This is a genomic window from Streptomyces atratus (assembly GCF_900119365.1).
Taxonomy (GTDB): domain Bacteria; phylum Actinomycetota; class Actinomycetes; order Streptomycetales; family Streptomycetaceae; genus Streptomyces; species Streptomyces atratus_B.
Window position 1 is genome coordinate 1 of sequence record NZ_FPJO01000015.1, and the last position, 15,368, is coordinate 15,368.

The following is a 15,368-nucleotide window of genomic DNA, read 5'->3' on the forward strand; positions in this document are numbered from 1 at the left end:
CCTCGCCCTTCACGAAGATCTGCCCCTTGCCGTTGCCGGACGCCACACCCAGGTCCGCCTCACGGGCCTCGCCCGGACCATTGACGACACAGCCCATCACGGCCACCCGCAGCGGAACCTCCATGCCCTCAAGACCCGCCGACACCTGGTCCGCCAGCTTGTACACATCCACCTGCGCCCGCCCGCACGACGGACACGACACGATCTCCAGCCGCCGCTGACGCAGATTCAGCGACTCCAGGATCTGGATCCCGACCTTGACCTCCTCGGCCGGCGGCGCCGACAACGACACCCGGATCGTGTCCCCGATCCCCTCCGACAGCAACGCACCGAACGCCACCGCCGACTTGATCGTCCCCTGGAACGCCGGACCCGCCTCCGTCACCCCCAGATGCAACGGATAGTCACAACGAGCCGCCAGCTGACGGTACGCATTCACCATCACCACCGGATCGTTGTGCTTCACCGAGATCTTGATGTCCCGGAAACCGTGCTCCTCGAAGAGCGACGCCTCCCACAACGCCGACTCCACCAACGCCTCGGGCGTCGCCTTCCCGTACTTCGCCAGCAAACGCGCATCCAGCGAACCCGCGTTCACACCGATCCGGATCGGCGTACCCGCGTCGTTCGCCGCCCGCGCGATCTCCTTCACCTTGTCGTCGAACTGCTTGATGTTCCCCGGATTCACCCGCACCGCCGCACAGCCCGCATCGATCGCCGCGAACACATACTTCGGCTGGAAATGAATATCCGCGATCACCGGGATCTGCGACTTCCTCGCGATCACCGCCAACGCGTCCGCATCGTCCTGCGTCGGACACGCCACCCGCACGATCTGACAGCCCGACGCCGTCAGCTCCGCGATCTGCTGCAACGTCGCACCCACGTCCGACGTACGCGTCGTCGTCATCGACTGCACCGACACCGGCGCATCCCCGCCCACCGCAACCGACCCGACCTGGATCTTGCGGCTGACCCTCCGGTCGGCGAGCTTGGTCGGAACGGACGGAATTCCGAGAGAAATCGCAGTCATGCGCTGAGCATCCCCAAGGTGTGGATCAAGGTCCCGAGATCGGCGGGCTCCGGCCTTCGAGGTTACGGCACCGGCGGCGGCCCCGAGCACACCGCATCCGGGAGCGCCACAGAAATGCGACGGCCCGGCACACACTGTGTGCCGGGCCGTCACTCGTGGTGCACGGGTGGCCGTCGGGTCAGGAGATCTTGACCGGATTCACGATGTCGGCGACCAGCACCAGCAGCGTGAAGCAGATGAAGACACCGGCGACGACATAGGCGACCGGCATCAGCTTGGCCACGTCGAAGGGGCCCGGGTCGGGGCGCCGGAAGACCCGTGCCAGATTGCGGCGCAGCGCCTCCCAGAGCGCTCCGGCGATGTGCCCGCCGTCGAGCGGCAGCAGCGGGAGCATGTTGAAGAGGAACAGCGACAGGTTGAAGCCGGCCAGCAGGAACAGCATCATCGCGATCTGGTTCGTCGCCGGGACATCGAGTGTCATCACCTCGCCGCCGATCCTGGCCGCGCCGACCACGCCGACCGGGGAGTCGGCCGCCCGCTCGCCGTCGCCGAAGGCGGCGTCCCACAGGCCCGGGATCTTGGACGGGAGGGCGATGATCGAGTCGACTCCGTTCTCGATCATGTCTCCCATGCGGACGACCGAGTCACCGAAGGAGAGCGGGACGATCTCGGTCTGGGCGGCGAAGCCGAGGTAGCCGGCCTTCACGAAATCGCCAGGGACCACCTCACCCTTGGAGTCCTTCTTCGCCACCAGGTTCTTCTGGAGCACGGCGTGGAGGGTCTTCTCCTGGCCGTCGCGCCGGACCGTGATGGTGGCGGGTCCGATGGTGTCGCGGATCTTGTCGGAGAGCGTGGCCCAGTCGTCGACCTTCTGGCCGTCGAAGGCCACGATCCGGTCGCCCTTCTTGAGCCCCGCCTCCTTGGCGGGCGAGACCGGGTCGGACTTCTTGCAGGTGTCGCGGTTCTCGCTCTGCTCGATCACGCACTTCTGGACGCCCGCCACCTCGGTGGTCTGGGTCTGGAAGCCGAAGGTCATCGCCACACCAAGGAAGATCGCGACGGCGAGGACCAGGTTCATGAACGGTCCGGCGAACATCACGATGACGCGCTTCCAGGGCTTGCGCGTGTAGAAGAGGCGCTTCTCGTCACCTGGTTCGAGCTCTTCGAAGGCGGCGGACCTGGCGTCCTCGATCATGCCGCGCCACGGGGAGGTGGACCGCGCCTCCAGGCGTCCGTCCTCTCCCGGCGGGAACATGCCGATCATGCGGATGTAGCCGCCGGCCGGGATGGCCTTGATCCCGTACTCGGTGTCGCCCTTCTTCCGCGACCAGACCGTCGGCCCGAATCCGACCATGTACTGGGGGACGCGGATGCCGAAGAGCTTGGCCGTCGACAGGTGCCCGAGCTCGTGCCAGGCGATCGAGAACAGCAGACCGATGGCGAAGACGACGATGCCCAGAATCGTCAACAGGACCGTCGTAATACTCATGCGCGCGCCTCCGCTGTCGCTTTCGCCGAGAGTTCACGGGCCCGGGCGCGTGCCCAGGTCTCCGCTTCCAGGACGTCTGCGACCGTGAGCGAAGTTCCCGTGGCGGGGGTGCCGTGTTCGGTCACCACCGCGGTGACCGTATCCATGATTCCGTTGAACGGCAGCCGTCCGGCGAGGAATGCGTCGACGCATTCCTCGTTGGCGGCGTTGAAGACGGCCGGTGCGGTGGCGCCGAGCGTGCCGACGTGCCTGGCCAGTCCGACGGACGGGAAGGCCTCGTTGTCGAGGGGGAAGAACTCCCAGCTGGACGCCTTCGACCAGTCGAAGGCGGGTGCGGCGTCCGGGATGCGGGCGGGCCAGCCGAGGCCGATGGCGATCGGGCCCCTCATGTCCGGGGGCGTGGCCTGGGCGAGGGTGGAGCCGTCGGTGAACTCCACCATGGAGTGAACGTACGACTGGGGGTGGACCACGACCTCGATCCGGTCGAACGGGATGTCGTAGAGGAGATGCGCCTCGATGACCTCCAGTCCCTTGTTGACCAGGGTGGCGGAGTTGATCGTGATGACCGGCCCCATGGCCCAGGTCGGGTGGGCGAGGGCCTGCTCGCGTGTGACATCCGCCAGCTCGCTCTTCGTCCGTCCCCGGAAGGGGCCGCCGGAGGCGGTGACGACGAGCTTGCGTACGTCGGCGCGGGTGCCGGCGCCCAGCGCCTGGAAGAGCGCGGCGTGTTCGGAGTCGACCGGAATGATCTGGCCGGGCTTCGCCAGCGCCTTGACCAGCGGTCCGCCGACGATCAGCGACTCCTTGTTGGCGAGGGCGAGCGTGCGGCCCGCCTCCAGCGCGGCGAGCGTGGGGGCGAGTCCGATCGAGCCGGTGATTCCGTTGAGCACGGTGTGGCAGTCGCTCGCCGCCAGTTGTGCGGCGGCGTCGGGCCCTGCCAGGATCTCGGGGAGCGGCTCCCCCGCCCCGTACTGCTCGCGCAGCGCCTCGCGCAGGGCCGGTACGGCGTCCGGTGCGGCGACGGCCACGGTGCGCACCCGCAGCCGGCGCGCCTGCTCGGCGAGGAGGCCGACCCGTCCGCCGGCGGCGGAGAGCGCGGTGACGCGGAAGCGGTCGGGGTTGCGCAGCACCAGGTCGATGGCCTGGGTGCCGATGGATCCGGTGGAGCCGAGGATGACGAGATCCCGGCGGCCTTCCGCTGCATCGAAGACGAGGTGCGGGTCGGCGAGGGGGGCAGGGCTGTCGCTCATGCCCCCCATTGTTGCCGCATCTCCTGTGGGCGTGGACAGTGCGTCCCGTACGCCGGAGCGGACGGGACGCTCGGGCCGGTGGCGGCGCGGGTCCGGTGCCGTACCGCGCGCGGCCGGGCGGGGCGCGTCCGGTGAGTGGACGCACCCCGCCCGGCCGGTGGTTCAGCGCACGGTCCGGCGGACGTTCTCCCGGGCGGACGGCCCCGGGGTCGCGTCGGCGATCCACGGCCCTTCGCCGCTCGGGTCGATGACGCCCTCCTCCAGCCAGGTGTACGCACCGGACAGGACGCCGTCGACCAGGCGCCGGTCCAGGTCGTCGGTGTTGGACCACAGGCGGGTGAAGAGCTCCTCGACCCGGACGCGGGACTGGTGGCAGAACACGTCGGCGAGCCGGTAGGCCTCGCGTCCGTGGTCGCCGGAGGAGCGCAGCAGTTCGGCGCGTACGCAGGCGGCGCTCATCGCGAAGAGTTCCGCGCCGATGTCGACGATCCGTCCGAGGAAGCCCTGCTTGGTCTCCATCCGGCCCTGCCAGCGCGACATGGCGTAGAAGGTGGAGCGTGCGAGCTTGCGGGAGGCGCGCTCGACGTAACGCAGATGGGCGGACAGGTCGGGGTGGCCGGACGGGTTGAACTCCCCGTACGTAAGCGGGAGTTGTCCCGGTCCCGCGACGAGCCTGGGCAGCCAGCGGGCGTAGAAGCCGGCGGCGTTCGCGCCCGCCTTCGCCTTGGCGGAGAGGGGTTTGTCGGGGTCGATGATGTCCCCGGCGACCTTCAGATGGGCGTCGACGGCCTCGCGGGCGATCAGCAGATGCATGATCTCGGTCGAGCCCTCGAAGATCCGGTTGATCCGCAGGTCGCGCAGGAGCTGTTCGGCGGGGACGGCCCGCTCGCCGCGGGCGGCGAGCGACTCGGCGGTCTCGAAGCCGCGTCCGCCCCGGATCTGGACGAGTTCGTCGGCCATCAGGCAGCCCATCTCGGAGCCGTACAGTTTGGCGAGGGCGGCCTCGATGCGGATGTCGTTGCGGTTCTCGTCCGCCATCTGCGAGGAGAGGTCGACCACCGCTTCGAGTGCGAAGGTGGTCGCGGCGATGAAGGAGATCTTGGCGCCGACGGCCTCGTGCCGGGCGACCGGCCTGCCCCACTGTTCACGTACCGCGGACCATTCTCGTGCGATCTTCAGGCACCACTTCCCGGCGCCGACGCACATGGCGGGCAGCGAGAGCCGTCCGGTGTTGAGTGTGGTGAGGGCGATCTTGAGCCCGGCGCCCTCGGGGCCGATGCGGTTCGCGGCCGGGACCCGGACCCGGTGGAAGCGGGTGACGCCGTTCTCCAGGCCGCGCAGGCCCATGAAGGCGTTGCGGTTCTCGACGGTGATGCCCGGGGAGTCCGCCTCGACGACGAAGGCGGTGATACCGCCCTTGTGGCCTTCCGACTTCGGTACCCGGGCCATCACGACGAGCAGATCGGCGACGACGCCGTTGGTCGTCCAGAGCTTCACCCCGTCGAGGACGTAGTCGGGCCCGTCCGGGACGGCCGAGGTGGCGAGCCGGGCCGGGTCGGAGCCGACGTCCGGTTCGGTGAGGAGGAACGCCGAGATGTCGGTACGGGCCAGCCGGGGCAGGAAGGTTTCCTTCTGCTCCTGACTGCCGAAGAGCTTCAGCGGCTGCGGCACGCCGATGGACTGGTGGGCGGAGAGCAGCGCGCCGATGGCCGGGCTCACGGAGCCGACCAGGGCGAGGGCCTTGTTGTAGTAGACCTGGGTCAGGCCGAGGCCGCCGTACTTGGGGTCGATCTTCATCCCGAGCGCGCCGAGCTCCTTGAGACCGCTGATCACCTCGTCGGGGATTCTCGCCTCACGCTCGATCAGGGCGCCGTCGATCCTCGTCTCGCAGAACCGGCGCAGCCGGGCGAGGAAGGCCTCGCCGCGCCGGACGTCGTCCGCGGGCGGCAGCGGATGCGGATGGATCAGGTCGAGCCGGAAGCGCCCGAGGAAGAGTTCCTTGGCGAAGCTCGGCTTGTGCCAGTCCTGTTCGCGTGCGGCCTCGGCCACTTGGCGCGCTTCACGCTCGGTGACCCTGGGCGTGTTCTTCGGTGCGGATGGTGCGGACATGAGGAGCTCACCTCGCCGCGTGTGAGTGGGTGGACGCGGCCGGTCCGCGTGGGGAGCGCCCACCGGTACCAACCGGCTCTACTCGTCCGTATGTACCCGAATCCCGACACGCCCACCATCCCCCGGACGCCGATCGGGTCGCGAGCCACTCCACTGACCCGCCTGCGGTGGCGGACTCGGCGGGAACGCGGAGACGGCCGGAGCCCCCGCACAGTGGGCTCCGGCCGTCTCGCTGTCACCTGCTGTCGTGCTGTCCAGGCGGAACACAGGCGACGTCGATGGATCGGTTCGATCCTGTTCGCGGACTACAGGGCGAGGCCGGTGAGGACCAGCACGCGCTCGTAGGTGTAGTCGTCCATGGCGTAGCGGACTCCCTCGCGGCCGACACCGGACTGCTTGGCGCCGCCGTACGGCATCTGGTCCGCGCGGTAGGAGGGGACGTCGCCGATGATCACGCCGCCGACCTCGAGTGCGCGGTGGGCGCGGAAGGCCGTCTGCAGGTCGTGCGTGAACACGCCTGCCTGCAGGCCGTACTTGGAGGAGTTGACGGCCGCGAACGCCTCGGCCTCGCCGTCCACCTTCTGCACGGACAGCACCGGTCCGAAGACCTCCTCGCAGGAGAGGGTGACGTTGTCCGGGAGCTCCGCGAGCACGGTCGGGGCGTAGGTGGCACCGTCCCGCTTGCCGCCGGTGAGCAGCTGGGCGCCGGCCTGCACGGCCTCGTCGACCCAGGACTCGACGCGCTTGGCGGCGTCCTCGTTGACCAGCGGGCCGACGTCGGTGGTGGCGTCCGACGGGTCGCCGGTGACCTGGGCCTCGACGGCGGCGACGATCTTCGGGACGAGCCGGTCGTAGACCGAGGCGTCCGCGATGACGCGCTGCACGGAGATGCAGGACTGGCCGCCCTGGTAGTTGGAGAAGGTCGCGATACGGGTCGCGGCCCAGTCCAGGTCCTTCTCGGAGGCGTAGTCGCCGAGGACGACCGCGGCACCGTTGCCGCCGAGCTCCAGGGTGCAGTGCTTGCGCGGCACCGACTCCATGATCGAGTAGCCGACGGGGCCGGAACCGGTGAAGGAGATCACGGGCAGGCGCTCGTCCTGGACCAGGGCGGGCATCCGGTCGTTGGGGACCGTCAGCACGGACCAGGAACCGGCCGGCAGGTCGGTCTCGGCCAGCAGCTCGCCCAGGATCAGCGAGGAGATCGGGGTGGCCGGGGCGGGCTTCAGGATGATCGGGGCACCGACGGCGATCGCCGGGGCCACCTTGTGGGCGCTCAGGTTCAGCGGGAAGTTGAACGGGGCGATGCCGAGGACCGCGCCGCGCGGGAAGCGGCGGGTCAGGCCGAGACGGCCGGTGCCGCCGGCGTCGGTGTCCAGGCGCTGGGCGTCGCCGCCGTTGAAGCGGCGGGCCTCCTCCGCGGCGAACCGGAACACCGAGACGGCGCGGCCGACCTCGCCGCGGGCCCACTTGATGGGCTTGCCGTTCTCGGCCGAGATCAGCTGGGCGATCTCCTCGGTGCGCTCCACCAGACGCCGTACGACGTGGTCGAGTGCGGCGGCCCGGACGTGCGCCGGAGTCGCGGCGAACTCCTCACGCACGGCGTGCGCGGCCGCGACGGCCTCCTCGATCTGGGCGTCGGTCGGCACGCTGACGGTGCCGACGAGACGGCCGTCCCAGGGGTTGGTGACGTCGAAGCTGTCCTCGCCGGTGGCCTGGCGGCCGGCGAGCCAGAAGGCGTGGGTGGAAGTCATGGAGGTTCCGGCCCTTCGGAGCGGTGGGGGTGTCTTGCCCCCACCGTAGGGCCGCGAGGCCGTCCTGGCGTTTGTCCGGGGTGGAGCAGTGCGCGCCGGGGACGCGCCGCTTTGTCGGATGCGGACGGAACACCCGGCTCCGGCCGGGTGGCTACGCCTCCGGCACCGGCGGGGTGCTCGTCGCCTTCAGCGCCAGCCACAGCTCCATCCGGACGTCCGGATCGTCCAGCGAGCGGCCCAGGATCTCCTCCACCCGGCGCATCCGGTAGCGCAGGGTGTGGCGGTGCACGCCCAGGTCCGCCGCGGCGGCGTCCCACTGGCCGTGGTGGGCGAGCCAGGCCCGCAGCGAGGCCACCAGGTCGCCGCGGCCCTTGGCGTCGTGCTCGCGCAGGGCGCGGAGCATCCCGTCGGCGAAGGCCCGTACCGCGTCGTCCGCGAGCAGCGGGAGCACCGAACCGGCCGCCAGCTCCTCGTGCTCGACCAGCGCCCTGCCCCGGCGGCGGGCCACCGAAAGGGCCTGTTCGGCCTGCTTGTACGCGGCGGAGACGGCGATCGGGCCCGCCGGTGCGGAGAGGCCCACGACCACCTGGCCCTCCTCCGCCTTCGCCCCTTCGGCGGGCGTCCGTGCCTCCTGGGCCTCCGCGTACGCCGTGCAGGCCGCGACCGCCGCTCCGCCGTCCGCGGCGAGGACGACGAGCCGGTCGCCCTCGGGGACGGTCAGCAGGGTCTCGCCGGTCCGCAGGGCCGCCGCCTCCATCGCCTCGCCGAGCGGCGCGGCGGTGGCGGGGTCGGACGCCTCCGCGATGAGCAGCCGGAACGGGGCGTCGAGCAGCCCTCCGTACAGGTCGCCGGCGACGGCCCTGGCGTGGTCCGGCTGGCCGGCGAGCAGCATGCGCAGCACCGCCGCGCCGAGGCGCTGCTCGGCGCCCTGGAGGGACCGGGAGCGTGCGGTGGTCAGGGTGAGCAGGGCGACGGCGGAGTGCACGGCGTACCGCTCGGCGGTGCCGAGTGCCGCGCCGGTGCCGACGGCCAGCGCTCCCCTGACTTGGCGGCCGGTGCCCAGGGACTGGAGCTCGACCCGGTCGTCGGTGTCGCCGACCACGATGCTGGCCGGGGCCTGGCGGTCCCGCAGCCGTTCCACGTCGGGGGTGAGGCGGGCTGCGCGGCGGGCGGCCCATTCGGGGGCCGCGGCGACGACCTGGCCGGCCGCGTCGTACAGCGCGGCCCAGCCGTCGAGGTGGACGGCGAGGCGGGTGAGGAGTTCGCCGGGGCCGTCGCCCGAGAGCGCGGCCCTGGTCAGTTCCCGCTGGACCTCGAACCCGGCCGTCACGGCCCGGTACTGGTCCCCGGCGATCGCGGAGGACACCGCCTTGGCGATGGCGATGAACGGGGTGCGGCGCGGTACTTCGAGGAGCGGCAGCCCCGCTTCCTCGGCCGCGTCGACCAGCGCCTTCGGCACCTCGTCGTAGTTGACGCCGACGGCGAAGCCCAGGCCGACGACTCCGGCCCCGGCCAGCCGCCGCACATACCGCCGCATCGCCTCGGGGTTCTCGGCGTCGAGGTTGGTGGCGGTGACGAGCAGGAACTCGCCGCCCTCCATGTACGGCACGGGGTCGGTCAGCTCGCTGGCGTGCGCCCAGCGCACGGGCGCGTCGAGCCGGTCCGCCCCCGCGCGCACGGTGAGTTTGAGCGCCGAACGCTGGACGAGCGAGGCGAGAGTGAGGGGCATGGGGACCGCGGGACCTCGGGGAGTCGGTTTTCGCCGTCCCGTATGAACGACTGCTGCCAATTCTGCCAGGCTGGCAGGGTCCGGCATGACCACGCCCGAAGACCCGGGCCGCATCCCGCGCTGCTCAGCCGTTCAGATCCACCAGCAGCGGCGGCGCGTGCTCGCCCCGCACGGTCGTCAGGGACAGTACCGCGTGTCCGGCGGGCACCCGGTGGGCCAGCTCGGAGGCCGACCAGCGCTCCCGCTCGACCTGGCGCACGGTCACCGCGTCCGTGGTGACCGCCTTGCCGGTGACGAGCTTGCGCAGGGCGTGGACGGCCCGGGTGAGCGGCTGGTCGGCGAAGACCGTGTGCTTGGCGACCTCGGTGGTCTCCACCCATTCGGTGCCCCACGCCTGCGCGAAGAGCCGCCCGTCCCAGGTCGTGACGCCGGAGAAGGTCATGTGGCAGCCGACCGAGCCGAGCAGGGCCGTGTGCAGGCTCTCCGGCACGTCGTCCAGCCCGCGCAGGGTGAGCAGGACTCCGGCGTTGCAGTTCCGCAGCCGCTGCACGGCCCGTACGGACTCGGCGGTGACGGTGTGCGTGGCGTCGTCCAGGGCGAGGAAGGCGAACAGCGAGCGGTCCGTGCGGGCAACCACCCCGGCGGTGAACTGGGCGAGCACCAGCCGGGCGATCAGGCGGGCGGCCTCGGGGTGGGCGCGTTCCGGCAGGTCGATGCGGACCCGCAGCGGGTGTTCGAGGGTGCGTACCGAGAAGGGCCGGGTCGTGCCGGTGGTGTCGAAGAAGCCCGCGAAGGCGGGCCGGTCCAGGGCGGCGAGCCGGTCGGCGAGCCGGACTGCCGGGTCGCCGGGGGTGCCCGCCTGCCGTGCCCGGGTGTCGAGTTCACGGAGGTAGGAGCGGTGCACCTCGCTGTCGAGCTGCGCGCGGAGCTCGGCGAGGGCGCCGGGAGAGCCGTCGAGCAGCTCGCGCAGCACCGGGACGGACGGGAAGCGGTCGTGGACCGCCCGGTACGGGCCGAGCAGCTGGGCGAGGGCGGTGGTGGCCCGCCGCGCGTCGATGTCGGACAGGTCGCCCGCGATCGCCTCGGCGAGCAGGGCGGCGGCCTCGTCGGCGTCGTCGGTCCCGCTGTACAGGTCGAGGTCGTGGGCGCAGGAAGGGTCGCCCGGCCTGATCACCACGTCGTAGCCCTCGTCGGGCCCGAGTGGGGTGCCCGTCGCGCAGACGGCCACGACGACGGCCTTCCCGGCGAGGGCCTGGAGGGCGAGCGACTCCACGACGGGCCGCACCAGGTGCCGGGTCTTGCCCGATCCGAAGGGCCCGACGGCCAGCAGCGAGGAGCCCAGGGACGCCGGGTCGACGGCGGCCCCCGCACCCCGCCGGGCCGCCGGGTTGCGCTCGGAGTCCGTGTACCGGCCGAGCCGCACCTGCGAGGTGAGCAGGTCGTGGGTGGCGGCACGGGCCGGCAGGTCCCGGTCGCCCGAAGGGTGCGGACAGGCCCCCGCGCCCTGGCCGAGCACGGCGTCGGTGAACGGGCCGATCCGCGCGGGGTCCGCCTCCACGGAGAGCCAGGCACGCCGGATCCGTACGCAGTCGACATCGTTCATCCGCCCGGCCCGCTCGTCCGCCACCAGCCGGTCGGCGGCCGTGTGCCGGCCCGCGGCACGCAGCTGCGGCCAGTCGGCGGGGCTCTCACCGGGTGCCTTCTCCGGTTCCGGCCCGGGCTTCGCACGGCCGCGCAGCTCCCGTACGAGGGTGAGCCAGCCGCCGGCCCGCGCGATCGGCAGGAGGATCGCGGCCGCGCCCACCAGGTGGTACACCGTCTTGAAGGTCTCCACGCGCCCCAGGGTCTCCTCGGCCGTGCCGCCGTACAGCCAGGAGTACGGGGTCAGGCCCAGCGCCAGGTCGTCGAAGGGCAGCAGCTCGTCGGCGTTGACGAAACACCAGACCAGGACGGCCCCGACCAGCGCGGTACCCAGCGTCCGGCGCGGCTGGGGGTGGTAGACGGCGTACCGGTGGAACACCTCGCGCCAGTTGCCCAGCCGCCCGAAGCCCCAGATCACCAGGGCGGCGACCAGGCTGTTGTAGACGGCGAGGGCGGTGAGGGCCGCCGCGGGGCGTTCGAGCCCCCACCAGTCGGACGGTGTGACCACTTCGAGGAGGATCCGGCTGTGCGGCACATATCCGTTGCGCCACAGCGACCACACCAGCATGGCGGCGAGCAGCGCCACCACCGCACCGCCGATCAGCGCCCGGTCGGGCACCCGGTCGGGGTCGGACTCGGGCCGGGGCCTGTGACCGAACCGCCACAGGCCGGGCTCGGCCGCAGCGCGCGGAGTGCGCAGCCAGACCCCCAGCGGAGGGCCGGCGGCGGGGGCGTATCCCGGCCTCGGCGGCAGTTCGGGTGGGGGCGGGCCCGCCGGGCGCGGCACCGGGCTACCGGAGCGGGTGTCGCGCGAGCCGTACGTGCCCTCGGTGTCCATCTGCTGTCCCTCGTCCCCTGACCAGCGCCGACCGGTAACTCCGGGCGCGGGCGCCCGAAGCCATCAATCTAGTGCCCCGTGTCACCCCGTCGGACGCGGTCCGGCGGGATGTCTTCGCCCGTCCCCCGGGGCCGCGCACCCTCTCGCTATGTCCGTGACGGACAACGGCGCGCGGGCACCACTCCCGAACGGAACATGCCGTACCCCGGGCCCCGCCCATAGCCTGCACGAAGAAGCGTCCGAAACATCCCCCCAGGAGCCCCTCATGACCGCAATCCCGCAGGAGCGCCGCGTCGTCACTGCCATTCCCGGCCCGAAGTCGGTGGAGCTGCAGGCCCGCCGTCTGGAGACGGTGGCCGCAGGTGTGGGCTCCACCCTGCCGGTGTTCACCGCCCGCGCCGGTGGCGGGATCATCGAGGACGTGGACGGCAACCGTCTGATCGACCTCGGCTCCGGTATCGCCGTGACGTCGGTCGGCGCCTCCGCCGAGGCCGTCGTGCGCCGCGCCTCCGCGCAGCTCGCCGACTTCACCCACACCTGTTTCATGGTCACGCCGTACGAGGGGTACGTCGAGGTCTGTGAGCAGCTCGCCGAGCTGACGCCGGGCGACCACCCGAAGAAGTCCGCGCTGTTCAACTCGGGCGCCGAGGCCGTCGAGAACGCGGTGAAGATCGCCCGCATCCACACCAAGCGCACCGCGGTCGTCGTCTTCGACCACGGCTACCACGGCCGCACCAACCTCACGATGGCGCTGACCGCCAAGAACATGCCGTACAAGCAGGGCTTCGGCCCGTTCGCGCCCGAGGTCTACCGGGTGCCGGTGGCGTACGGCTACCGCTGGCCGACCGGTGCCGAGAACGCCGGTGCCGAGGCGTCCGCGCAGGCCATCGACCAGATCAACAAGCAGATCGGCGCGGAGAACGTCGCCGCGATCATCATCGAGCCGGTGCTCGGCGAGGGCGGCTTCATCGAGCCGGCCAAGGGCTTCCTCCCGGCGATCGCCCAGTTCGCCAAGGACAACGGCATCGTCTTCGTCGCCGACGAGATCCAGTCCGGCTTCTGCCGCACCGGCCAGTGGTTCGCCTGCGAGGACGAGGGCATCGTCCCGGACCTGATCACCACCGCCAAGGGCATCGCGGGCGGCCTGCCGCTCTCCGCCGTGACCGGCCGCGCCGAGATCATGGACTCCGCACACTCCGGCGGCCTCGGCGGCACCTACGGCGGCAACCCGGTCGCCTGCGCGGGTGCGCTCGGCGCCATCGAGACGATGCGCGAGCTGGACCTGAACGGGAAGGCGAAGCGCATCGAGGAGGTCATGAAGGGCCGCCTCGGCGAGATGCAGTCGAAGCTCGACAACGGCGACATCATCGGTGACATCCGCGGTCGCGGCGCGATGATCGCGATCGAGCTGGTGAAGTCCGGCACGAAGGACCCGAACCCGGAGGCCGCCGCGAAGCTCGCCAAGGCCTGCCACGCGGAGGGCGTGCTGGTCCTCACCTGCGGCACCTACGGCAACGTCCTGCGCTTCCTCCCGCCGCTGGTGATCGGCGAGGACCTGCTGAACGAGGCGCTCGACGTCATCGAGCAGGCTTTCGGCCGGATCTGACCCGTGCGAACCCCGGCGGCTCCGGAACGCGTTTCCGCAGGGGTTACGAGGGGCCCGCGTGAGGGCCTGTGAAGAACGTGTGGGGGGCCGATGGCGGGATCTGTCTCCCGCTGTCGGTCCCCCGTCGGCTGCCGTACGGTTTCTGCAGATGAGAGAAACACCCCGCCCGCAGGGGACTGCGGGCGATGCCGGGCCGGAGCTTCCCCAGCGCCGTCCTGGCCGTGCCTTCGCGCACACCGCTGGAGCCTCCGGCTCCGGAACTCCTCACCGATCGGATGGCCGCTCGCCCCAGACCCCCCGGGGCGTGCGGCAAACCGGTCCGACCGGCCGCCCCGGAACCACCCCCCCTGTTCCCGGGCGGCCGGCCCTTTTCCTTTCTCTGCCCCTCCTGGCGCTGTTCGCGCTCGCCGGCCGCCAGGTCGCGGCCGACGGCCCCTTGCGCGCGTTCGACGAGCGGATCGGCCGGGCGGTCGTGGGAGACGGACCCGCCCGGCTGACCGAATTCCTCGCCGATCTGGGCAATATGCAGGTCGCGCTCCCGGTGCTGGGCTGCGCGATCGTCCTTGCACTGGTGCGCGGTGCGCGCCGTGAGGCGCTGTACGCGGCGCTCACCATGGGCGCGGTGCCCGCACTCGTCGTTCCGCTGAAGGCCTGGATCGCCCGTCCGGGTCCGCTGACGGACGCCACCGGCTACTTCCCGTCCGGCCATGCCGCGACCGCCGCGGTGGCGTACGGGGCGGCGGCGCTGCTGGTCGCGCCGCACCTGCGGCGGCCGTGGTCGTGGATGATGCCCGTCGCCGCTGTCCTGCTGACCACGGCGACGGGCATCGGTCTGGTGCTGCGCGGCTACCACTGGCCGCTGGATGTGCTGGGCAGCTGGTTCCTGTGCGGGATGCTGCTCCTGCCGCTGGGCCTCAGCCGCCGAAGTAGGCGTCGAAGTTCTTCGGGAACTCCCCGTTGATGAACCGGTCCCAGTTGATCGACCACGTCATCAGCCCGCCCAGCGCGGGCCAGATCCCGTGGGTGGCGTAGGAGCCGCAGTCGGTCTTCTTCGTCAGGCAGTTCAGCGCCTTGGTGACCTCGGCGGGCGAGGTGTCGGCAGCGGCGGCGGACGGGGCGAGGGGTCAGACCGCCGGCGGCGAGCAGGGCCGCCGAGAAGGCGGCCATGACTCCGGTAGATCGGGCGGGGGGTCCCGTGCGTTCCACAACGGCCTCCGTGCATGGGGGAATTGAGTGCGGCCGCCACAACATGGTCCAGACCAATCGGGTTGTCAAGACCTCTGACAGCCCCGGGCCGCCCGCCCGGTCGGCGGCGTACACCGTTCCCCCACCCAGCCGCCCGGCCGCCGTCAGTCCCTGCCGCTCTCGGCCCGCCCGGCCGCCGCCTCGTGCATCGCGAGCTCCAGAAGGGTCGCGTCGGTGAGGTTTCCCGAACCGTCGGGCGGGATCAGCCAGCGCACCCCGCCGTTGGACGCCCGGCCCGGGTGGGGCACGACGATCCAGGTTCCCTGGCCCACTCCCCGTACGCCGGTGCCGACCCAGCGGGCGACGGTGCCCGGCGCCACGAAGAAGCCCATGCGGGCGTCGCCGAAGTCGGAGAGAACGGGACCGGGCCTGTCGATGAGGCGGGTCAGTACGTCGAGGGTGGGATAGCCCAGCTCCCCCGGAAGAATCAGCACGTCCCAGCGCCGGCCGGCGGGCAGGAGCGCGACCCCGCGGGGATTGCGCTCCCATTCCCACCGGCAGGCGTCCGGATCCGGCGCCACCGATACGAGCCACTCGACCGCTGCTTTGACCCCCGCGCCAGCCATGACCGGCCTCCATTCCGTGTGCACCGGCCAGGCATTGCCGGTGTGTTCACACGGGAGAGAGCGGTGGTGCCGATCGATTACGCGGGTTCGGGCAACGAGTTGCCGAACGGA

The 15,368-nt window shown here is 71.6% G+C and carries 10 protein-coding genes and 1 pseudogene; 2 read left to right on the forward strand and 9 right to left on the reverse strand.

The features are described from left to right. From ispG to BT364_RS23330, 7 genes are all read right to left on the reverse strand, one after another. Positions 1-1,033, reverse strand: a 1,033-nt coding sequence (gene ispG / locus BT364_RS23300) for a flavodoxin-dependent (E)-4-hydroxy-3-methylbut-2-enyl-diphosphate synthase (protein WP_072487186.1), incomplete at its 3' end; no start/stop codon positions are given. 178 nt (positions 1,034-1,211) lie between these two features. Further along, complete coding sequence (locus BT364_RS23305) at positions 1,212-2,522, reverse strand: M50 family metallopeptidase (protein ID WP_072487187.1); 1,311 nt, start codon at positions 2,520-2,522, stop codon at positions 1,212-1,214. Then, a complete protein-coding gene (dxr, locus tag BT364_RS23310) occupies positions 2,519-3,781 on the reverse strand; it encodes a 1-deoxy-D-xylulose-5-phosphate reductoisomerase (protein WP_072487188.1) in 1,263 nt (420 codons plus the stop codon). Before dxr ends, BT364_RS23305 begins: the two co-directional genes overlap by 4 nt. A gap of 153 nt (positions 3,782-3,934) precedes the next feature. Further along, the gene (locus tag BT364_RS23315; protein ID WP_072487189.1) at positions 3,935-5,881 is read right to left on the reverse strand and encodes an acyl-CoA dehydrogenase family protein; all 1,947 of its coding nucleotides are present in this window, start codon (positions 5,879-5,881) and stop codon (positions 3,935-3,937) included. 305 nt (positions 5,882-6,186) lie between these two features. Beyond that, positions 6,187-7,632 carry an aldehyde dehydrogenase family protein gene (locus tag BT364_RS23320; RefSeq protein WP_072487190.1) on the reverse strand — a complete coding sequence of 482 codons (1,446 nt, stop codon included), beginning with the start codon at positions 7,630-7,632 and terminating at the stop codon, positions 6,187-6,189. 151 nt (positions 7,633-7,783) lie between these two features. After that, the gene (locus BT364_RS23325; RefSeq protein WP_072487191.1) at positions 7,784-9,361 is read right to left on the reverse strand and encodes a PucR family transcriptional regulator; all 1,578 of its coding nucleotides are present in this window, start codon (positions 9,359-9,361) and stop codon (positions 7,784-7,786) included. A gap of 124 nt (positions 9,362-9,485) precedes the next feature. Then, positions 9,486-11,840 (reverse strand): type IV secretory system conjugative DNA transfer family protein, encoded by a 2,355-nt coding sequence (locus BT364_RS23330; RefSeq protein ID WP_072487192.1) that lies wholly within the window; start codon positions 11,838-11,840, stop codon positions 9,486-9,488. A 265-nt stretch (positions 11,841-12,105) separates the two neighbouring features. Between BT364_RS23330 and gabT the strand changes: the two genes are divergently transcribed. Both gabT and BT364_RS23340 read left to right on the forward strand, forming a co-directional pair. Further along, the gene (gene gabT, locus BT364_RS23335; RefSeq protein WP_072487193.1) at positions 12,106-13,446 is read left to right on the forward strand and encodes a 4-aminobutyrate--2-oxoglutarate transaminase; all 1,341 of its coding nucleotides are present in this window, start codon (positions 12,106-12,108) and stop codon (positions 13,444-13,446) included. 148 nt (positions 13,447-13,594) lie between these two features. Continuing rightward, the gene (locus tag BT364_RS23340; RefSeq protein WP_072487194.1) at positions 13,595-14,407 is read left to right on the forward strand and encodes a phosphatase PAP2 family protein; all 813 of its coding nucleotides are present in this window, start codon (positions 13,595-13,597) and stop codon (positions 14,405-14,407) included. Here the strand turns inward: BT364_RS23340 and BT364_RS43205 are convergent. Then, positions 14,361-14,540: pseudogene (locus tag BT364_RS43205) on the reverse strand (hypothetical protein); the annotation flags it as partial. The gene BT364_RS23340 and the pseudogene BT364_RS43205 sit on opposite strands and share 47 nt — an antisense overlap. Before the next feature lie 255 nt (positions 14,541-14,795). Continuing rightward, positions 14,796-15,257 (reverse strand): bifunctional DNA primase/polymerase, encoded by a 462-nt coding sequence (locus tag BT364_RS23350; RefSeq protein WP_072487195.1) that lies wholly within the window; start codon positions 15,255-15,257, stop codon positions 14,796-14,798. Positions 15,258-15,368: the final 111 nt, after the last annotated feature.